General features: G+C 71.9%; 17 protein-coding genes and 1 pseudogene. 10 read left to right on the forward strand and 8 right to left on the reverse strand.

Features of this window, described 5'->3' with window-relative positions:
- From P8T65_RS08430 to P8T65_RS08450, 5 genes are all read left to right on the forward strand, one after another.
- On the forward strand, positions 1–513 hold the full coding sequence (locus tag P8T65_RS08430) for a MaoC family dehydratase (protein WP_316724739.1): 513 nt from the start codon (positions 1–3) through the stop codon (positions 511–513).
- 2 nt (positions 514–515) lie between these two features.
- Positions 516–1,721 carry an acyl-CoA dehydrogenase family protein gene (locus P8T65_RS08435; RefSeq protein ID WP_184901404.1) on the forward strand — a complete coding sequence of 402 codons (1,206 nt, stop codon included), beginning with the start codon at positions 516–518 and terminating at the stop codon, positions 1,719–1,721.
- 191 nt (positions 1,722–1,912) lie between these two features.
- Positions 1,913–2,569, forward strand: a complete 657-nt coding sequence (locus tag P8T65_RS08440) for a phosphatidylserine decarboxylase (protein WP_078531507.1) — start codon at positions 1,913–1,915, stop codon at positions 2,567–2,569.
- A gap of 40 nt (positions 2,570–2,609) precedes the next feature.
- On the forward strand, positions 2,610–3,431 hold the full coding sequence (gene pssA / locus P8T65_RS08445; protein WP_184903917.1) for a CDP-diacylglycerol--serine O-phosphatidyltransferase: 822 nt from the start codon (positions 2,610–2,612) through the stop codon (positions 3,429–3,431).
- 209 nt (positions 3,432–3,640) lie between these two features.
- Positions 3,641–4,840 (forward strand): alpha/beta fold hydrolase, encoded by a 1,200-nt coding sequence (locus P8T65_RS08450; protein ID WP_316724745.1) that lies wholly within the window; start codon positions 3,641–3,643, stop codon positions 4,838–4,840.
- Positions 4,841–4,843: 3 nt separating this feature from the next.
- On the opposite strand, the gene P8T65_RS08455 is transcribed toward P8T65_RS08450, so the two are convergent.
- Positions 4,844–6,052 (reverse strand): glycerate kinase, encoded by a 1,209-nt coding sequence (locus P8T65_RS08455; protein WP_399103016.1) that lies wholly within the window; start codon positions 6,050–6,052, stop codon positions 4,844–4,846.
- Positions 6,053–6,293: 241 nt separating this feature from the next.
- Between P8T65_RS08455 and P8T65_RS08460 the strand changes: the two genes are divergently transcribed.
- From P8T65_RS08460 to P8T65_RS08475, 4 genes are all read left to right on the forward strand, one after another.
- Complete coding sequence (locus P8T65_RS08460; RefSeq protein ID WP_316724746.1) at positions 6,294–7,391, forward strand: ADP-ribosylglycohydrolase family protein; 1,098 nt, start codon at positions 6,294–6,296, stop codon at positions 7,389–7,391.
- A 64-nt stretch (positions 7,392–7,455) separates the two neighbouring features.
- Positions 7,456–7,947, forward strand: a complete 492-nt coding sequence (locus P8T65_RS08465; protein ID WP_316724748.1) for an NUDIX hydrolase — start codon at positions 7,456–7,458, stop codon at positions 7,945–7,947.
- 395 nt (positions 7,948–8,342) lie between these two features.
- Positions 8,343–10,760, forward strand: a complete 2,418-nt coding sequence (locus P8T65_RS08470; RefSeq protein WP_316724750.1) for a protein kinase domain-containing protein — start codon at positions 8,343–8,345, stop codon at positions 10,758–10,760.
- Between the two features lie 55 nt (positions 10,761–10,815).
- Entirely contained in the window at positions 10,816–11,550 is a 735-nt protein-coding gene (locus tag P8T65_RS08475) for a Sir2 family NAD-dependent protein deacetylase (RefSeq protein WP_316724752.1), read from the forward strand.
- Between the two features lie 20 nt (positions 11,551–11,570).
- On the opposite strand, the gene P8T65_RS08480 is transcribed toward P8T65_RS08475, so the two are convergent.
- The 3 genes from P8T65_RS08480 to P8T65_RS08490 form a co-directional block, all read right to left on the reverse strand.
- Positions 11,571–12,062 carry a methylated-DNA--[protein]-cysteine S-methyltransferase gene (locus P8T65_RS08480; protein WP_184901392.1) on the reverse strand — a complete coding sequence of 164 codons (492 nt, stop codon included), beginning with the start codon at positions 12,060–12,062 and terminating at the stop codon, positions 11,571–11,573.
- Positions 12,063–12,070: 8 nt separating this feature from the next.
- Positions 12,071–13,555: an AlkA N-terminal domain-containing protein gene (locus P8T65_RS08485; protein ID WP_316731522.1), complete on the reverse strand. Its 1,485-nt coding sequence runs from the start codon at positions 13,553–13,555 to the stop codon at positions 12,071–12,073.
- Between the two features lie 179 nt (positions 13,556–13,734).
- Positions 13,735–15,699, reverse strand: a complete 1,965-nt coding sequence (locus P8T65_RS08490; protein ID WP_316731523.1) for a heavy metal translocating P-type ATPase — start codon at positions 15,697–15,699, stop codon at positions 13,735–13,737.
- A gap of 57 nt (positions 15,700–15,756) precedes the next feature.
- Between P8T65_RS08490 and P8T65_RS08495 the strand changes: the two genes are divergently transcribed.
- Positions 15,757–16,125 carry a metalloregulator ArsR/SmtB family transcription factor gene (locus P8T65_RS08495; protein WP_316724754.1) on the forward strand — a complete coding sequence of 123 codons (369 nt, stop codon included), beginning with the start codon at positions 15,757–15,759 and terminating at the stop codon, positions 16,123–16,125.
- A gap of 148 nt (positions 16,126–16,273) precedes the next feature.
- Here P8T65_RS08495 and P8T65_RS08500 read toward each other — a convergent pair whose 3' ends face one another.
- The 4 genes and pseudogenes from P8T65_RS08500 to P8T65_RS08515 form a co-directional block, all read right to left on the reverse strand.
- Complete coding sequence (locus P8T65_RS08500; RefSeq protein WP_316724755.1) at positions 16,274–17,128, reverse strand: hypothetical protein; 855 nt, start codon at positions 17,126–17,128, stop codon at positions 16,274–16,276.
- Positions 17,129–17,359: 231 nt separating this feature from the next.
- Entirely contained in the window at positions 17,360–17,869 is a 510-nt protein-coding gene (locus P8T65_RS08505; protein ID WP_230213602.1) for an O-acetyl-ADP-ribose deacetylase, read from the reverse strand.
- Positions 17,870–18,268: 399 nt separating this feature from the next.
- Positions 18,269–18,577 (reverse strand): annotated as a pseudogene (locus tag P8T65_RS08510) (sugar phosphate isomerase/epimerase family protein); the annotation flags it as partial.
- Positions 18,578–18,615: 38 nt separating this feature from the next.
- Entirely contained in the window at positions 18,616–20,028 is a 1,413-nt protein-coding gene (locus tag P8T65_RS08515) for an NAD(P)/FAD-dependent oxidoreductase (RefSeq protein ID WP_316731524.1), read from the reverse strand.
- Between the last annotated feature and the right edge of the window lie 190 nt (positions 20,029–20,218).

Genomic DNA, 20,218 nt, shown 5'->3' on the forward strand with positions numbered 1-20,218 from the left:
ATGCAGTTCGGACGCACCTACGAGGAGTTCGAGGTCGGGGCGGTGTACAAGCACTGGCCCGGGAAGACGGTCACGGAGTACGACGACCACCTCTTCTGTCTCCTCACCATGAACCACCACCCGCTCCACATGGACGTCAACTACGCCGAGAGGACGACGGACTTCGGCAAGAACGTGGTGGTCGGGAACTACGTCTACTCGCTGCTGCTGGGCATGTCCGTGCCGGACGTCTCCGGCAAGGCGATCGCCAACCTGGAGATCGAGTCGCTGCGGCACGTGGCGCCGACCTTCCACGGCGACACGATCTACGGCCAGACGACCGTGCTCGACAAGTGGCCGTCGAAGTCGAAGAACGACCGCGGCATCGTGTACGTGGAGACCAAGGGCTACAAGCAGGACGGCACGCTGGTCTGTGTGTTCCGTCGCAAGGTCATGGTGCCCACCGAGACCTACATCAAGGAGCGCGGCGGCGAGCAGCCGGGCCGCCCCGAGCTCAGGGAGCAGGAGAAGTAGCCATGGCACGACTCGCCCAGACCCACGGCCTCACGGATGTCCAGCGGGAGATCCTCTCCACCGTCCGTGACTTCGTGGACAAGGAGATCATCCCGGTCGCGACCGAGCTGGAGCACCGGGACGAGTACCCGCAGCAGATCGTCGACGGGCTCAAGGAGCTGGGCCTGTTCGGCCTGATGATCCCCGAGGAGTACGGCGGTCTGGGCGAGTCCCTCCTCACGTACGCGCTGTGCGTGGAGGAGATCGCCCGGGGCTGGATGTCCGTGTCCGGGATCATCAACACGCACTTCATCGTGGCGTACATGCTCAAGCAGCACGGCACGCAGGAGCAGAAGGACCACTTCCTGCCGAGGATGGCGGCCGGTGACGTCCGCGGCGCCTTCTCGATGTCGGAGCCGGGGCTCGGTTCCGATGTGTCGGCGATCACATCGAAGGCGGTCAAGGACGGCGACGAGTATGTCCTGAACGGTCAGAAGATGTGGCTCACGAACGGCGGAACGTCAACACTCGTCGCCGTACTCGTCCGAAGTGACGAAGGACACCCCGAGGGCACGGCGCCCCACAAGTCGATGACGACCTTCCTCGTCGAGAAGGAGCCCGGCTTCGGAGAGGTCCGCCCGGGCCTCACCATTCCCGGGAAGATCGACAAGATGGGCTACAAGGGCGTCGACACGACCGAGCTCATCATGGACGGACTGCGCATTCCGGCCAATCGTGTACTCGGCGGCACCACCGGCCGGGGATTTTACCAAATGATGGACGGCGTCGAGGTCGGCCGGGTGAATGTGGCCGCACGTGGCTGCGGTGTCGCTCAGCGTGCATTCGAACTCGGTGTCCAGTACGCCCAGCAGCGCCACACTTTCGGCAAGCAGATCGCCCAGCACCAGGCGATCCAGTTCAAGCTGGCCGAGATGGCTACCAAGGTCGAGGCCGCGCATGCGATGATGGTCAACGCAGCACGCAAAAAGGACTCGGGCGAACGAAACGACCTCGAAGCAGGGATGGCGAAGTACCTCGCCTCCGAATACTGCAAAGAAGTCGTCGAGGACGCTTTCCGGATCCACGGCGGTTACGGCTTCTCCAAGGAGTACGAGATCGAGCGTCTCTACCGCGAGGCGCCGATGCTGCTGATCGGTGAAGGTACCGCCGAAATCCAGAAAATGATCATCGGTCGTCGACTGCTCGAAGAGTATCGATTCCAGGGCTAGTACGCGTTCGGTCCGGGGTCGGATGTCTGGTTCGGGGTGTTTTCTTCGAGAAGAAGATCACACCCCGTCAGCACTCTTCGGCCGTCGACTCGGCTTCCTGGCTTGCCCAGTTGCGGTCCGCGACCGGTACGATCCCGTGAAAGCCGCCGTCCCCAGTCACCGCGCGGCATCATCCGCTACGAAGGTCATCCATGCCCCACAGCCAAACCTCTGCACCACGCGACAGCCTGGCAGGCGTACGTCTTGCGCGCGGAGCATCGCCGTGGCTTCTCCCGACCGTCGCCACCGCAGCACTCAGCCTCGCCCGTTCGCGCCGCTCCGGCGCTGCCCGGGCCGTGGCCGTACCCGCCACCGCGCTGGCGGCGGGCATGCTGTGGTTCTTCCGCGACCCCGAGCGTGAGATCGCCCAGGGCCGGGTCATCTCGCCCGCCGACGGGGTGGTGCAGAGCATCATGCCGTGGAAGGACGGCCGCACCCGCGTCGCGATCTTCATGAGCCCGCTCAACGTCCACGTCAACCGCGCGCCGCTCTCCGGCACGGTGACGTCCGTGGAGCACATCCCGGGTGGGTTCGTACCGGCGTTCAACAAGGAGAGCGAGAACAACGAGCGCGTCGTCTGGCACTTCGACACCGAACTCGGTGACATCGAGATGATCCAGATCGCCGGCGCCGTGGCTCGCCGTATCGTTCCGTACATCCCCGAGGGCACCAAGGTCGAGCAGGGTGACCGGATCGGGCTGATCCGCTTCGGCTCCCGCGTCGACATCTACCTGCCCGAGGGTGTGGAGATCGACGTCGAGGTGGGCCAGAAGACCGTGGCTGGGGTGACTCGCATTGACCGTGATTGATCCGGAGACCCAACCCGGCCAGACGGCCGCGACGGGCTGGGTGCCCGAAGTCGACGAGGTCGAGGACGACGCGGAGGAGATGCCGCTGTCGCTCCGCCTGTCGATAGCGGACACGCTCACCCTCGGCAACGCCACGTGCGGCTTCATGGCGGTGTACTTCACCACCACGGGCATCCTGATCCCGCACCTCACCGGTAGCCAGGAGTCGGGCATGGCCCGGCACAGCGCGGCCACGGCCGTGATCCTGATGCTGTGCGCGGCGATCTTCGACCTGTTCGACGGGCTGGTGGCGCGCAAGCTCCGCTCCTCGCCGATGGGCGCGGAGCTGGACAACCTCTCCGACCTCATCAGCTTCGGCCTCGCGCCGGCGTACTTCGTCCTCGTCTACGGCATGGTCGCGGACGACGCGCACCAGCGGGTGGCGGCGGTGGGGGCGATCGTCGTGCTGCTGGCCGTGGTGCTGAGGCTCGCGAGATTCTCCTGCGTGACGGTGAAGGACGGCACCTTCCAGGGCATGCCGTCGCCGTTCGGCGCGCTGACGGTCATCTCGATCGTGCTGCTGGAGCTGCCCTTCGTGGCGACGCTCCTGGCCATCGTCGGTGTCGCGTGGCTGATGGTGAGCCGCGTCGAGTACCCGAAGCCGCGGGGTCCCCTCGCGGGCGCGGTGCTCACCTGGATCGTCCTCGCGATGGGCCTCCTGGCGGCCTGGGCCTTCGACGCCCCCGGCGGCCAGCTCCTCCTCCAGACCGGCTGCGCGCTGCAGCTCGTCATGGGCGCGGTCATCCCGCTGTTCGCCACGGCCCGCCGGGTGAACAACTTCCGCGACAACCGGCGCGAGGCGCGGGCGACCCAGCTGCCCTGACGCTCCGCTCCAGCACTGAGGGGTGTGGCCCGAGCCGATACGGCTCGGGCCACACCCGTTTCGCGTTCAAGGGCGTCGGGGTTGCCCTTGAGGGGTCAACTACCTCGCGTGGGGCTCCAGTTGCTGCGGGTGAGGAAGAGGCGGACGGTGGAGAGGGGGGATTTCACATTATTTGATCCCTTTCGAGCGTCAAGCGTCAGGAGAAGAGCATGACCTCGTACGAACTCGAAGAGCACAGGGTGAGGCACGTCTCGAAGATCCCGGCGAACGAGGACATCGAGGTGGAGCTGCCCGTCCGCGAGTACAGGGCCACGCACGGGCACGAGCGCGCGACCGTGCTGATGCTGCACGGCAGGAGCGTGCCGGCACTCCCCGGCTTCGACCTCGCACCGGTGCCCGGTGACAACCCGATCCGGTACAGCTGGGCACAGGAACTGGCGAAGGCCGGCTTCGACGTCTTCATCATGGACCTCCAGGGCTCCGGACGGTCACCCCGCCCGATGATGGACGTGCCGTGCAACGCCAATCCCGCCCAGCAGGCGCCGGTGCTCGTCCCCAACCCCCTGCCGGAACCGTGCACTCCGCCACCCCCGTACCCCTACCAGCTGGGCAACTCGGAGAGCGAATGGGCCGAGGTGAAGACGGTCGTCGACTTCATCAGGAGCCGTCCCGACGCGGACAAGCCGATCCACTTCGTGGGCTGGTCCGCGGCCGCGTTCGTGATGGGCCCCTACGCGCTCCAGAACCCCGACGACGTCAGGAGCCTCTTCCTGCTCGCCCCGATGTTCCCGCCGAAGGGGCGCTGGTCGGAGCAGGTCGACGAACCCTTCGGGCGTCCGGCCGAGGCCGCGCAGCTGCCTCGGCCCGGTTTCCCGATGCACGTCGCCAGCAAGTCGGGGTTCAAGGCCTCGCTGAGCGGTCCCGCCGCCCTCTGGGAGCCCGGCATCGACGAACTGGCGTGGGAGGCCTGTATGCGGGACGACCACGAAGGCAGCAAGTGGGGCCGCAGGGTGAACGGCGGCGAGCCGGAGGGCGTCCTGCGATACCGCAACACCTACTGGTGGGGCTGGAACAACCACACCGTGCCGCTCATGCACCAGAACAAGTACGTGCTCGGTGGCCGTGTACCCGTGCTCATCCTCTACGGACAGAACGACCGGACGGCCAACACTCCGACGCCGATGCCGGACGATCTGAACTTCTCCGTGCCGGCCCTGTACAAGGCCATCGCGGGGTCGAAGAAGCTGATGTTCTGCTTCGAGGGTTCGGGTCACTCGCTCGTCTGGGAGACCACCGCCGAGGCCATCCACCGCTTCTCGAAGCACTGGCTCAAGAACGGCAAGGTCGAGGGCCTCGGCAGCGGCAGCTACTTCAGGGAACTGGACGGCAATCTGATCCCGATGCCCTAGCCGTCAGGTCAGGAAGTCCCGGCCGATCCCCTCGGCCACCCGTTCCAGGATCGGCCCCGGATCCGCCAGGCACCGCTCCACGTCCGGCTCGGCCTCCGTCAGGGGGTATGCCCTGCGGATGCCGGCCCGGCCCAGGGCCTCCGGTGGCAGGGCCAGGCGTCCGCAGACCGCCACGACCTCCTTGTCGGCGGCGCGGGCGGCCGCCGCGACCCCCGCCGGGGCCTTGCCGTGCAGGGTCTGCTCGTCGAGGGAGCCCTCGCCGGTGATGACGAGCGTGGCCTTCGACAGCGCCGCCGCGAAGCCCAGCACGTCGAGCATCACCTCGATGCCGGGCCGGAAGCGGGCACCGAGGACGAGGGCGCCGTAGCCGATGCCGCCCGCGGCGCCCGCGCCCGGGGCGAGGGCGTGCTCGGCGGCGCGCGGCCCGACCGTCTTCTCCAGGACGGCCGCGAAGTGCGTCAGGGCCGCGTCCAGCGCCGCCACGTCCTCGGGGCTCGCGCCCTTCTGCGGGCCGTACACGGCCGGGGCGCCCTTCGGGCCCGTCAGCGGGTTGTCGACATCGCTGGCCAGGACGAGGTCGACCGACGTGAGCCGCTCGTCGAGGCCCGACAGGTCCGCCGTCACCAGGTCGCGCAGGCCTCCGCCGCCGGGCCCGACGGGCTCCCCCGCCGCGTCCAGGAAGCGCGCGCCGAGCGCGGCCAGCATGCCGGCGCCGCCGTCCGTCGTGGCGCTGCCGCCGACGCCGAACACGATCGTGCGGGCGCCCGCGTCGAGCGCGGCGCGCAAGAGCTCCCCGGAGCCGTACGTGGAGGCCGTGAGCGGTGCGAAGACCCCGGCGGGGAGCCGTTGCAGGCCGCTCGCCTCGGCCATCTCCACGACGGCCGTGTCACCGCGCAGCGCGTAGGCGGCGGTGACGGGCTCACCGAGCGGCCCCGCGACCCGTACCTCGCGGCGTTCGAAACCGGCCGCGACCGCCGCGGCCACCGTGCCGTCGCCGCCGTCGGCGACCGGCAGCGCCTCGACCTCCAGGTCGGGCAGGACCCGGCGCAGGCCCGCCGTGACCCGCTCGGCGACCTGGACGGCCGTCAGCGTGCCCTTGAACTTGTCCGCGGCAATCAGCACCCGCGGGGCGGCCGTGCCCGTGCCGTCGGCCGTGTCCGTGCCTGTGTCGCCAGGCATGTCCCTGTCGCCGGACGTGTCGATCCCGTCCATCGCGGCGTTCGCCACCTTGCGTTCCCCTCGCTCGTCGGGCCTTGCGCACGTCAAGGCAGTCGCGCCGCTGTGACCCTAACCGCCCCGGTCCCGGTACGTCATGCCCCGTCCCGCCCACCGAACACCGTCCACCGAAGACCGTCCGCCGGACGGCGCCGGGCGGACACCACGGGCGGACGCCGCGCGAGCCCCGCCGGGCCGGCGTGCGCGGAATCGGGCGGAATCGGGTAGACCTTCGGACATGACGCCCACGACCACCACCTCCCTCGCGCCCCCGGTCGGCGCCGAGCTCGCCGACCGTGTGCTCGGGGGCTGGCTGGGCCGGATCGCGGGGAACATGCTCGGGAAGCCGGTGGAGCAGGGGGAGGTGTGGACACGGGCGCGCATCGACCGCTATCTACGGCTGGCCGGTGCCCTGCCGCTCACCGACTACCTCCCGGAACCGCCCACTGAGAGCGACGGGCTCGCGCTGCGGCCGGAGTGGCGCGAGTGCGTGCGCGGGCGGATCCACGGCAGCTGCCGCGACGACGACGTGGACTACGCGATCCTCGGGCTGCACCTGCTGGAGACGCACGGCTTCGATTTCAGCACCGAGCAGCTCGGTGACCTGTGGCTGCTGCGGCTGCCGTACCTCCAGACGTTCACGGCGGAGCGGGTGGCGTACCGGAACCTCGCGAACGGGCTGAAGCCGCCGCTGACGGCAACCTACGACAACCCGTACCAGGAGTGGATCGGCGCCCTGATCCGCGCCGACGTCTTCGGCTGGACCTCCCCCGGCCTGCCCCGGCGCGCTGCCTCGCTGGCCCGGCGCGACGCGGTGCTGTCGCACACCGGCAACGGCGTGTACGGGTCGATGTGGGCGGCGGCGCTGATCGCGGCGGCATTCACGGCGCCGGGGGCGCGGGCCGCGCTGGACGAGGCGCTGGCGGTGGTCCCGGCGAGCAGCCGGCTGGCGCGGACGGTGCGGCGGGTGGTGTCGCTGTACGAGGCCGGACTGGCCTGGGAGGAGACGCTCACGACGGTGGGCGAGGAGACGTCCGGGCTCGGCTGGATCCACGTGGTGCCGAACGCCGCCGTGCTCACGGCCGGGCTGCTCTACGGCGAGGGCGACTTCACCCGCACCCTCGCGCTGACCGTCCGAGGCGGCCTGGACACCGACTCCAACGGGGCCACCGCCGGTTCGGTGGCGGGTGTGCTGTGCGGGGCGGCGGCGATCCCGGAGCGCTGGAAGGACCCGTTGGAGGACACCGTGCGCAGCGCCGTGTTCGGCTTCGACGGGGTGCGCATCAGCGAACTCGCGCAGCGCACGGTGCGATTGGCCGAGGCATTCGGCCCCTGAGCGCCGGTCCTTCCGCTCCCCGAGCGCCGATTTCCCGCCGTCGCGGGCCGTCTACCCTGGGCGGATGACCGCTCAGGACTTCGCCGCGTACATCGCGAGCCTGCCCCGTATCCTCGCCGGTGCCGCCGCGATCTTCCGTGACGCCGAGGGGCGCGTTCTGCTCGTCGAGCCCAACTACCGTGAGGGATGGGCGCTTCCGGGCGGGACGATCGAGTCGGACGACGGCGAGAGCCCGAGGCAGGGGGCGCGGCGCGAGACCCTGGAGGAGATCGGGCTGGACGTGGAGCCGGGGCGGCTGCTCGCCGTGGACTGGGTGCGCGGGGCGGGACGGCCGCCGCTGGTCGCGTATGTGTACGACGGCGGGGTGCTCGACGAGGACGATCTGAAGCGGATCCGGTTGCAGGAGGAGGAGTTGCTGTCGTGGCGGCTCGTCCCGCGCGCCGAACTGCCCGGGTATCTCCTGAGACCGCTCGGCCGACGGGTGCTGGCCGCCCTCGACGCGCTGGCGGAGGGCACGGGGGCGGTCGAGCTGGAGAACGGCGAGCGGGTGGCCTGAACCGTCGAGAATCGGCCACCGCGGGGTCGCTCGGTCACCGTCCGCCGTTGACAGGAGTCAGTTGACATCGCGTCAACTTGCCTTGCACAGAACGTGAAGTGGGTGAACCTTCCACTTAATGGAAGTTTAAAGTGCTGGCTGAAAACGCTGCCCGTTCGTCACTCCAGCATCTAGGCTGACGTCAGCCCCGTCCGAGCGATCGCGCCTCGTCGCCCCGTTCGGTGGCCGGGGCAGCACTCGGGACACCCGTGACCGGCGGCCCGGGCGCGGGCCGTGGCGCCGGGAGATCCGGAGCCTTTGGGGGAACGGTCACCGGGAGCCGCCCGGGGCAGTCGGTCTCCCCCCCACCTGCGGGCCGTTTCTCGCCCGTCCTCACCGAACAGGCAGCTGAGGTCATGGAACCACTGGGCTCAGACGATCCCGAGGAGCTAGGTCCCTACCGTCTCGTGGCACGGCTCGGCGCAGGAGGGATGGGGCGGGTCTATCTGGCGCGCTCCCCGCAGGGGCGGACCGTCGCGGTGAAGGCCATCCGGCCCGAGCTGATGGGGGACAAGAACTTCCGTATCCGCTTCCGCCGCGAGGTGGAGGCCGCGGGGGCGGTCGGCGGCAGATACACCGCGCCCGTGGTGGACGCCGACCCCGAGGCCCCCACCCCCTGGCTGGCCACCGACTACATCGCCGGGCCCACCCTGGCCGAGGCGGTCGCCGCGCACGGGCCCCTGCCGGTGGAGTCGGTGCTCGTGCTGGGCGCCGGAATCGCCGAGGCCCTGATCTCGGTGCAGGCGGCCGGACTGGTGCACCGCGACCTGAAGCCCTCCAACGTGCTGCTCGCCGCCGACGGTCCGCGCGTGATCGACTTCGGCATCGTCCGGGCGAGCGACGGCTACGACCTCACCCGCTCCGGCGCGCTCTTCGGCTCCTTCGAGTACATGTGCCCCGAGCAGGCCACGGGCGAGCCGCTGGGCCCCGAGGGGGACGTCTTCTCGCTGGGCTCGGTGCTCACGTTCGCCGCGTCCGGGCACGCCCCGTTCAGCGGCAGCGCGGCGGCCACGCTCCTGTACCAGGTGGTGCACAGCGCACCGGATCTGACCGGTGTGCCCGAACCCCTCGACAAGATCATCAACCTCTGTCTCACCAAGGACCCCCGGCTGCGGATCACCCCGGACAAGCTGGCCGCCGCCTGCGCGCCCGGCGGTGTGGAGCAACTGGCGGCCGACGGCTGGCTGCCCCCGTCGGTGGCCTCCTCGGTCGCCCTCCGCGCGGCGGCGGTGCAGACCCTGGAGACCGGGCCGAACGGGTCGGTCTCCTTCCGCTCCACCGAGACCGAACGGAAGCAGGACGCGTACGACTTCCAGCAGGAACGTCACGCCTACACGCCGCGACCCGACCGGGCCGTGTACGACACGCGGCAGGAACCGGCCACGTACGACTTCGAGCGGGAGGAAGCGCCGGGCATCGCGGACGCCGCGTCGACGCGCGCGTCCGGCGGCTCCGGCGGCCTGTACGACGGCTCCGGGGGCCGGGCGGCCGAGGTGTCGTCGGCCGACGGGGACGGCGGGCACAGCGGGGCCGTCGACGGCGCGGAGCCCGGTGCCGCTCCCGACGAGCCCGAGCCGTACCGCGCCGCCGGGCACCGCCGTGCCGTACCGCGCTCCGGTCCGTCCCGGCGCACCGTCCTCACCGTGTCGGCGGGTTCCGCCGCGGCCGCGGTCGGCGCCGGCCTGGTGCTCAGCCGCAACAAGCCGACGGTGTCGTCCACGGAGCCCGCGGGTCCGGCCCCGAAGCCGCTGTGGACCTACCGGAGCGCCCCGCTGCTCCAGGCGCCCGCCGCCTTCAAGGACGGCACGGCCCTGGTGAAGACCCGGCCGGGTGACCTGGTCTGCCTGGACCTCAAGGACGGCACCCGGCCCAAGTGGGTCTACGAGGGCATCAGTCAGTCGCCCACCCCGGCCCTGCTGGCCTTCGACGCCGCGATCGCGCTCGGTGAGGGGGCGACCGTGATCGGGGTCGACCCGGTCGACGGAACGGAACGCTTCACCATCGACTTCGGGCCGGACTTCCGCTTCACCACCCTGCTCGGCGCCACCGACGACCAAGCCGTCTCCATCATCGGCGTGCGGCTCCGGCGCGACTCCGACGAGCAGGGCGTGGCGACGTCCACGGAGGCGGTGTTCGGCGTGGATTTCGCGGCCCGCCGCGCCGAGGTCATCCCCATCAGCCCGGAGGACGTCGGCATCAAGCTGGCGCCGGTCATCCTCCCCGGCTACTTCGTCTACGCCGACGGACTGCGCAACGTCACGGTCCGGGACACCGACAGCTCCGGCGTCCTGTGGCGGTACCCGGTCGGCTACGACCTGCGGCCCGGGCTCGCCGTGATCAACCGCACGGTGTTCGCCATCGGCCAGGAGCTCAAGGCCCTGGACCTCGGCAGCGGCAGACTCCGCTGGCGGGTCAAGCCCGAGCGCGGCATGTTCGCGTCCCTCGGCGGCTACGGCAACACCGTCTACGTCACCGGCACGGACCCGGCCGGTGTGTACGCGTTCAACGCCGGCACCGGCGCCCGCCGTTGGTTCTGCCCCACCCCCCGCCTCAACATCGACCAGCCGATCACGGCGGGCCCCGAGGCGGTCTACGTCCCCGCCTACAAGAACAAGAACGGCTTCTACGCGATCGGCGCCGCCAAGGGCCGGCTCCTGTGGAACTTCACGGACGGCGTGGAGACCGGCGTCAACGACTGGCAGCTCGCCTGCGACCACAGCGGTGTCCTGGTCGCCCAGCACTACGACCGCACCTACGGCCTGCCCGCCCCCTGACCCGCCACGCCGATATCCGCTCGCCCCGGCCGCTGGGCCGACCTACGCTCGCCCCATGAACAAGCCCCTCGTCGCCCTCCTCAGTGGCGCAGGCATCTCCACCGACTCCGGCATCCCCGACTACCGGGGCCCCAACGGACTGTGGCGGCGCGATCCGGAGGCCGAGAAGCTGGTGACGTACGAGTACTACATGGGTGATCCGGAGATCCGCCGGCGTTCGTGGCAGATGCGGCGGCGGAACCGGACACTCCAGGCCGAGCCGAACGTGGCGCACCGGGCGGTGGCGGAGCTGGAGCGGTCCGGGGTGCCGGTGCGGGTGATCACGCAGAACGTGGACGGGCTGCACCAGCTGGCCGGGATGCCCGCCCGCAAGGTCCTGGAACTGCACGGCTCCGCGCGGTCCGTGGTGTGTGTCGGGTGCCACGCCCGGATGCCGATGGAGGACGCGCTCGCCCGGGTCGAGGCCGGTGAGGACGACCCGCCGTGCCTGAAGTGCGGGGGCGTGCTGAAGTCCGCCACCGTCATGTTCGGCCAGCGCCTCGACCCGGTGGTCCTCGGCGAGGCCGTCGCGATCAGCAAGGCCTGCCAGATCTTCATCGCCGTCGGCAGCAGTCTCCAGGTGCAGCCCGCCGCCGGGCTCGCGGGCGTCGCCGCCGACCACGGGGCCCGTCTGATCATCGTCAACGCCGAGCCGACCCCGTACGACGAGCGGGCGGACGAGATCGTACGGGAGCCGATCGGGGCGGCGCTGCCGGAGGTGCTGCGGGAGATCCGCGCGGCGAGCGACTGACAGGCCCGGGGCCGGGCCCCTCAGAAGAGGGCCGCGCCCCGTTCGAAGTCCAGCAGGCGCTGCTTGCGCTCCGTGCCGCCGCCGTATCCGGTGAGGCTGCCGTCGGAGCCGACCACACGGTGGCAGGGGACGATGATGCCCACGGGGTTCTTGCCGTTGGCCAGACCGACCGCGCGGGATGCCTTGGGATTGCCCAGGGCGCCCGCGAGTTCGCCGTACGAACGGGTCTCGCCGTAGGGGATCCGGGCGAGCTGCTCCCAGACCTGGCGTTGGAACGGGGTTCCCCGCAGCCGGAGTTCGAGAGTGAACACCTTCAACTCGCCCGCGAAATAGGCCTCCAGCTGTTCCCGGGGTTCGGCGAAGGCCGTGTCGTCGCGTGCGCCGAAGCTCTCCTGCGGCGGGCGATGGCGTTGTTCGGTCATGTAGAGGCCGCACAGGGCACCGTCGTCGGCGACGAGGGTCAGGGGGCCGTAGGGGCTGTCGACGACGGTGTGCCGCTTCTGCTGCTGCATGAACTGTCCTATACAGGAAGAAAGTTGATGGGGTGGCTGTCCGTCGCCCAGAGGTACTGGACCGCGTACGCCCGCCACGGCCGCCAGACCTCGGCCCGGGCGGCGAGGGCCGCCGGGGTGGCCGGCAGGCCCAACTCCCGTGCCGCGCGCCGGATGCCGAGGTCCCCGGCGAGGAAGGCGTCCGGGTCGCCGAGCGCGCGCATGGCGATGACCTCGACGGTCCAGGGACCGAAACCGGGCAGCGCGAGGAGCCGGGCACGGGTCTCGGCCCAGTCGCTGTCGACGCCCAGGTGCAGTGTTCCGTCGGCGAGTTGCCCGACCAGGGTGGTGAAGGTGGTCCGTCGGGTGCGCGGCATCGCGAGGGTCTCGGGATCGACGGCCGCCAGCGACTCGGGGGACGGGAAGAGATGGGTGAGGCCCCCTTCCGGGTCGTCGACCGGTTCACCGTGCGCGACCACCAGCCGGGCCGCGTGGGTCCGGGCGGCGGCCGTGGAGATCTGCTGGCCGAGCACCGCCCGTACGGCGAACTCGGCCTCGTCGACGGTCCGTGGCACCCGGCGCCCCGGTGCTTTGTCCACCAGCGGCGCGAACACGGGATCGGTGCGCAGTTGCTCGTCGACGGCGACCGGGTCGGCGTCCAGATCGAGCATGCGGCGACAGCGGCTGATGGCGACGGGCAGGTCCCGCAGATCACCGAGGGAGAGCCGGCAGGCGATGTGGTCGGGCTCCGGCGTGAGGGCGACGACGCCGTGACCGTACGGCAGCCGGAGCGTGCGCCGGTACGCGCCGTCGCGCCACTCCTCCACCCCGGGTACGGCGGTCGCGGCGAGGTGTCCGAGGAGGTTGTCGGGGTTGAGCGGGGCCCGGAACGGCAGCCGGAGGCTCAACGCCCCTGATGTGCTGGCGGAGTCGGAGCGCTGCCGGGCCGACCGCGTCGCCCGCTCGCGCAGGGCGCCGGGCGCCAGCGCGAAGACCTCCCGGACGGTGTCGTTGAACGTCCGGATCGACCCGAACCCGGCGGCGAACGCGATCTCCGCCATCGGCAGCGCGGTCGTCTCGATCAGCAGCCGCGCGGTCTGCGCCCGCTGCGCCCGGGCGAGGGCCAGCGGGCCCGCGCCCAGCTCGGCCAGCAGTTGCCGCTCGACCTGCCGGGCGCTGTAGCCGAGCCGCCGTGCCAGTCCCGGCACGCCCTCCCGGTCCACGACGCCGTCCCCGACCAGCCGCATCGCCCGCGCCACGAGGTCCGCCCGCTGGTCCCACTCCGGTGACCCCGGGCTCGTGTCCGGCCGGCACCGCTTGCAGGCCCGGAACCCGGCCTGCTGACAGGCCGCCGCACTCGGGTAGAAGGTCATGTTCTCCGCCTTGGGCGGTACCACCGGGCAGCTGGGCCGGCAGTAGATCCGCGTGGTCACCACCGCCGTGAAGAACCATCCGTCGAACCGCGCGTCCTTCGACCGCACGGCCCGCACACACCGTTCCGTATCCGCGTGCATCCCGTTCCGCATGACTCAAGCATCGGGGAGGGAGAGGGGGCAGGGCTGGCGGAAATCCGACATCGGCGTGGGGTGGCCTGCGACCTCCGCAAGCCCATGCCGTCCTCAAGGGGCACGGGGAACTGCGCGAACGGCCACGACGCACCCGCAGCCGCCGCGCGACGGGACGCCCCTCCCTCTCAGGCCCCCGCGGCCCTCCGCCACGCGGCTTCCCGCAGCAACCGCAGGCCGTTCAACCCCACCAGCACCGTGGACCCCTCGTGTCCCGCCACCCCGAGGGGCAGCGGCAGATGACCGACCAGGTCCCACACCACCAGCACCGCGATGCAGACCCCCGCGATCACCAGGTTCTGCACCACCAGCCGCCGGGCCGCCCGCGACAGCCGCACCACCGCCGGGATCGCGCCCAGCTCGTCGCGCACCACCACCGCGTCCGCGGTCTCCAGCGCGAGATCGGAGCCGGCCCGGCCCATGGCGACACCGGCGTGCGCGGCGGCGAGCGCGGGCGCGTCGTTGACCCCGTCCCCGACGAACAGGATCCGCGCGCCCCCGCCCTGCAGCTCCCGCACGGCCTCCACCTTGCCCTGCGGCAACAGCTCGGCCCGCACGTCGTCGATGCCGGTGTCCGCCGCGACCTGGGCAGCGGCACGGGCGTTGTCCCCGGTGAGCAGGACCGGCGACCCAGCGGTCAGGACGGTCAGTGCGCCCACCGCGGCGGGCGCGTCGTGGCGCAACCGGTCGGCCAGGGTGAGCGTTCCGACGGCGGCCCCGTCCCGCTCGACGAGAACGGTCGTCCCCGGGGCGACCGCTGCGTCCACGGCGGCCTCGTCGCCGTCGCCGCCGTGCTCCCCCGCCCGCCCCACGGTCACCGCCTGTCCCTCGACGGTCGCCCGGACGCCTCGGCCCGGCGTGGCCACGAAGTCCTCGGCGGCGGCCACCCGCAGTCCCCGCGACCCGGCGGCGGCCACCACCGCGCGGGCCAGCGGGTGTTCGCTCGGGTACTCGGCGGCCGCGGCCAGCGCCAGCAGTCCGTCCTCGTCGAGCCCGGAGCCCGGCAGCGGTCGTACGGCGACGACCTCGGGCGTGCCCTCGGTGAGGGTGCCGGTCTTGTCGAGCGCGACGGCGTCGATCTCGCCCAGCCGCTCCATCGCGACGGCGGACTTCACAAGGACGCCGTGGCGGCCGGCGTTGGCGATGGCGGAGAGCAGCGGCGGCATGGTGGCGAGGACCACCGCGCAGGGCGAGGCGACGATCATGAAGGTCATGGCGCGGAGCAGCGCGGCCGTGAGGTCCTCGCCGAAGGCCAGGGGGACGCCGAAGACGGCGAGGGTGGCGACGACGACACCGGCGGCGTACCGCTGTTCGACCTTCTCGATGAAGAGCTGGGTCGGCGCCTTGGTGCGGGAGGCCTCCTCGACCAGGCTCACGATGCGGGCGATCACGGAGTCGGCCGGGTCACGCGCGACGCGGACGCGCAGCGCTCCCGTGCCGTTGAGGGTGCCCGCGAAGACCTCGTCGCCCGGGGCCTTGGGGACCGGCAGCGGTTCCCCGGTGATGGTGGCCTGGTCAGCCTCGCTCTCCCCCGCAAGGACCAGCCCGTCGGCACCGATGCGCTCGCCGGGGCGGACCAGCACCACGTCACCGACGGCGAGCCGGTCCGTCGGCACGGTCTCCTCGGCGGTGCCGTCCGGCGACAGGCGGGTGGCCGTGGTGGGCGCGAGGTCGAGCAGACCCCGTACGGAGTCGGCGGTGCGGGCGGTGGCGAGGGCCTCCAGGGCACCGGAGGTGGCGAAGATGACGATCAGCAGGGCCCCGTCGAGGACCTGGCCGATCGCGGCCGCGCCCAGCGCCGCCACGATCATCAGCAGGTCGACGTCGAGGCTCTTCTCGCGCAGTGCCCGCAGCCCTTCGAGGGCGGGCTCCCAGCCGCCGGCCACGTAGGCGATCGCGTAGAGCGGGCCGTGCAGCCAGGCGGAGCCTCCGGCCAGGTCCAGCGGGAACGCGAGCAGGAAGGCGAGGGTGGACGCCAGCGCCCAGCGGGCCTCGGGAAGGGCGAGGACGCGGGTGCGGCGGCGGGGGGCCGTCGACGCGGACGGACGGCGGACCGGGGTGGGGGTGAGGGTGGCAGACACGCGGGCCACCATACAGGAACACATGAAGACTCATTCATGCCTTCATGTGCGATGGGTAAGATACTCGCCATGGGTCATGGAGCCGTCACCTCAGCGCAGGACGCCACCCCTCGTGTGCGTCTGGACGCGGCCAACGTCGCCAAGGTGGCCACCACCCTCCAGGCCCTCTCCACCCCGTCCCGCCTGCTGATCCTGGCCAGGCTGCGCGAAGGGCCGCTCCCGGCCACCGAGTTGGCCGCCGAGGTCGGGATGGAACAGTCCGCCTGCTCCCACCAGCTGCGTCTGCTGCGCAACCTCGGCCTGGTCGTCGGCGAGCGCCGGGGCCGTTCCGTGGTGTACGCGCTGCACGACCACCATGTCGCCGAGCTGCTGGACCAGGCCGTCTACCACGTCGAGCACCTGCGGCTGGGGCTCAGCGACGCGCCGGAAGGGGACTGAGCCCACCGGGCGGCGACCGGCACCTCCCACCACCGGGCTGACAGCACGCAGCACCGGGCAATCGGGACGCAGCACCGGGCAAACAACACGGCACCCGCCCCGGCCGGTGGCCGGGACGGGTGCCCGAGGCGAGTGTCCGGGCCGTCCGTCACGTCGAGGGAATCGCCGGGAGCGTCGTGGCGGGCAAGCCGCCGAGCAGACCGCCGAGCAGACCGGTGACCAGGCCGAGCACCGGCTGCAGGAGACCGGTGACGACACCGAGGACCGGGGCGAGCAGACCGGTCACTGCCCCCAGGACCGCGCCCAGGTCGAGCGAGGTCAGCGCCTTCAGCAAGGCGTCGACCGCGGCCTGGAGGGCGGCCGGCAGATCCGCGACCGGGTCGGCCTTCGCCGCGGCGGCGCGGTCTGAGCCGGTCGGGGCCGCCGCCTCGATCTTCTGCAACCGCTGCTGCACGGTGGCGTGGGCGGTCCTGAGCGCCGCGACGTGCCGGGCCGCCTCGGTGGTGTTCAGCTGGTCGGCGTCCAGCTCGGCGATGGTGGTCATCTCGTCCAGCAACGGGGCGAGCACGTCGTTCTGGTCCATGCGGTCGAGCAGGTCCAGCTGGCCCAGCAGCTCGTCCACGTCGATGCCGACGGCGTCGGTCTCCGTGACCGTGCCCGCCGCCTCCGCGGCCGCGTCCGTGTCGGCGTCGAGGTCCGCCAGCAGCGCGTCCAAGTCGCTCTCGAGCTTGTCGAGGAGCGTCTCCATGTCGGCGATCTCCTTGTCGACGATGGCGTCCGCCTCCGCCCCCTCCTTCGCCACGAGGGCGTCGATCTCCTTCTCCAACGAGTCGAAGAAGGCGTCCAGATCGGGTTCGGGGACCGCGGCGGCCCGGGAAGCGGCACGGTCGGAGGCGGTTCGGCCCGCGTCGACGGCCGCGGTGGCGGTGCCGACCGGCCCGAAGACCAGTGCCCCGCAGACCAGAGGCGACAGGAGAAGAGCACGGGAGACGAGGGCGCGCATGCACGTTCCTTTCGAAGAGCTGTCCTTGCGCTCACGGTGGGAGGCGCCACGAGGCGCCGCAACCGAGCACAGCGCCCCGGACGGACCCGCCGATCGACCACGCCGACCACCCTGACCAGCGTGATTCCCTCGAACGACCCCTCCGTACGACTCCGTTCGAGTCGGTCGCGCTGTTCGTCCGTCAGAGTGCGGGAGAGCGACAGCCGTGCCGCGTCCCGCTGCGCGCCGGTGTCAGCCCGTCTGTTCGGCGAACGCCTGGTATGCCTCGTCGTCGAAGAGGACGAACCTGACCTCCTCGACCGAGGTCTCGGTGGTGCGGACCGTCTCCACGGCGATACGGGCGGCGTCCGCCATGGGCCAGCCGTAGACGCCGGCGGAGACGGCCGGGAAGGCGACGGTCCGGGCTCCCAACTCGTCGGCGACGCGGAGGGACTCGCGGTAGCAGGAAGCGAGCAGGGCGGAGCGGTCGAGGCTCTGGCTGTGGACGGGTCCGACGGTGTGGATGACCCAGCGCGCGTCCAGGTCGCCCGCCGTGGTGGCGACGGCCTGGCCGGTGGGGAGGCCTCTGCCGTACTGGGAGGCGCGGAGCTTGCGGCAGTCGGCCAGGATGGCGGGGCCGCCGCGCCGGTGGATGGCGCCGTCCACTCCTCCCCCACCGAGGAGGGAGGAGTTCGCGGCGTTGACGATGGCGTCGACGGACTGCCGGGTGATGTCGCCCCGGACGAGGGTGATGGTCGTCATGCCCGCCTCTATACCAGCCGACGGGACACGCGAGCCCTCCATTTCCGGCGCACTCCGTGGTGGGCGGCACGCCTCGTTCGCGACGGCCTACCAGCCGACCGGCAGCGACCGCACCCCGTGGACCGTGGTCATCGTCGGCGCGAAGTCCTCCGGCGGTGCGGTCGGGCGCAGGCCCGGCAGACGGCGAAGAGCACGGGCAGGCCGACCTGGAGTTCCGCGCGGGCCAGGGACCGGCCGATGCACCGGTGCAGTCCGTGGCCGAAGGCCAGATGGCCGGAGGCACCGCGGCGCACGTCCAGGGTGTCGGGGTCGGCGAAGACGGACAGGCGCGGTTGGCGGCCTGGAGCGTGAGGGACACCAGGGGCGAAGAACGCCGGAGGTGAGGGACGAGAGAGGTGGTTAGGTGGGGTCGGGCGGTTTCCGGCGTGGTCGGGTCAGGCCGTCGCCGCGCAGGAAGTCGAGCGGGCGGCGGGCCACTTCGGGGGCGTCGAGGGAACCGCGCTGGATCTCCACGGAGACCGGTCCTCGGTGGTCGAGGCCCTGGAGGACAGCGACCACGGGTGGGAAGTCGATCTCTCCGGTGCCGAGTTCGAGATGCTGGTGCACGCCACGCCGCATGTCCTCGATCTGCACGTTCAGCAGACGCGGGGCGACGAGGCGGACGCACCCCAGCACGGTCCGGCCCTCCGCGCAGTGCGCGTGCCCGATTGATGTTGGCCGGGGTGCGGGCAAGAGCGCCGGTGGACTCAGGGTTCCTGCCGCAGTCTCCGCCAGACCGCCTTGGCCGCGTTGTGGCCCGACATGCCGTGCACCCCGGGTCCCGGCGGGGTCGCGGAGGAGCAGATGAACACGGCCGGGTGCGGGGTCCCGTACGGGCGGAGCGAGAGCCTGGGGCGCAGCAGCAGTTGGAGGCCGGAGGCGGCGCCGCAGGCGATGTCGCCGCCCACGTAGTTCGCGTTGTGCGCGGCGAGTTCGGGCGGGCCGGCGGTGGCGCGGGCGAGCACACGGTCGCGGAAGCCCGGGGCGAAACGCTCCAGTTGACGCTCGACGGCGTCCGTCAGGTCGCCCGTCCAGCCGTTGGGGACGTGACCGTAGGCCCAGAAGACGTGCTTGCCCTCAGGGGCCCGGCCGGGGTCCACCAGGCTGGGCTGGACGGTGATCAGGAAGGGCCGGTCGGGCGCGCGGCCCTGACGGGAGGCCGCGTCGAGCGCCGCGCCGATCTCGGCCCTGCTCGCCCCGACCTGGACGGTACCGGCGAGGCGCGCCTCCTCGGCAGTCCACGGCACGGGGCCGTCCAGGGCGTAGTCGAGCTTGAAGACGCTCGCGCCGTAGCGGTACGCGTCGTAGTGGCCGCCGAAGCCCGCGATCCGGGCCAGCGCGGTGGGTGAGGTGTCGAAGACGTAGGCGCGGGCCGGCGGCAGGTCGTCGAGGCGTTTGACCTCGTAGTCGGTGTGGACGGTGCCGCCGAGGTCCTTCAGGTAGGCGGCGAGCGCGTCGGAGATGGCCTGCGAGCCTCCCCGGGCGACCGGCCAGCCGGCGGCGTGCGCGGCCAGGGCGAAGACCAGGCCGACGGCGCCGGTGGCGAGGCCGCCGAGCGGAGCGATGACATGGGCGACGAGTCCGGCGAAGAGCGCCTGGGCCTTCTCGTCCTTGAAGCGGCGCATCAGCCAGGTCGAGGGCGGCAGGCCGACGAGGCCGAAGCGGGCGAGACCGACCGGGTCGCGGGGCAGCGCGGAGAGCGGCAGCGACATGAAGTCCCGGGCGAGCGTGTCCCACTTGGGCAGGAAGGGCTCGACCAGTCTGCGGTACGCGCCCGCGTCACGCGGCCCGAACGAGGCGGCCGTCTCCCCCACCGAGCGGGACAGCACGGCCGCCGAGCCGTCGAGGAAGGGGTGCGCCATCGGGAGGTCGGCGTGCAGCCACTCCAGGCCGTAGCGGTGGAGCGGCATCGCCTTGAACGCGGGCGAGTTGACGCCGAGCGGGTGGGCGGCCGAGCAGGGGTCGTGGTGGAAGCCGGGCAGGGTCAGCTCCGCGGTGCGGGCGCCCCCTCCCACGGTGTCCTTCGCCTCGAACAGGGCCACGGAGAAGCCGCGGCGGGCCAGCTCCACGGCGGCCGTCAGGCCGTTCGGCCCCGCCCCCACCACCACCGCGTCGAGCATCGACGGCACGTCCGGACCCCTTCGTCGTCGGCCGATGACCAGCAGGCCGTGCCGACGGGCTCCCGCCGACGGCAACACCTGCGCTCAGGATATGCCGCGGCACCGACAGCACCGGTCAGGGGTGACCCCACGCCCGGCCGACTCGCACGCCGGACCGCGCGCAGTCCTCCGCACCCCGTGCCGCCGCATG

Source organism: Streptomyces sp. 11x1 (assembly GCF_032598905.1).
GTDB lineage: Bacteria > Actinomycetota > Actinomycetes > Streptomycetales > Streptomycetaceae > Streptomyces.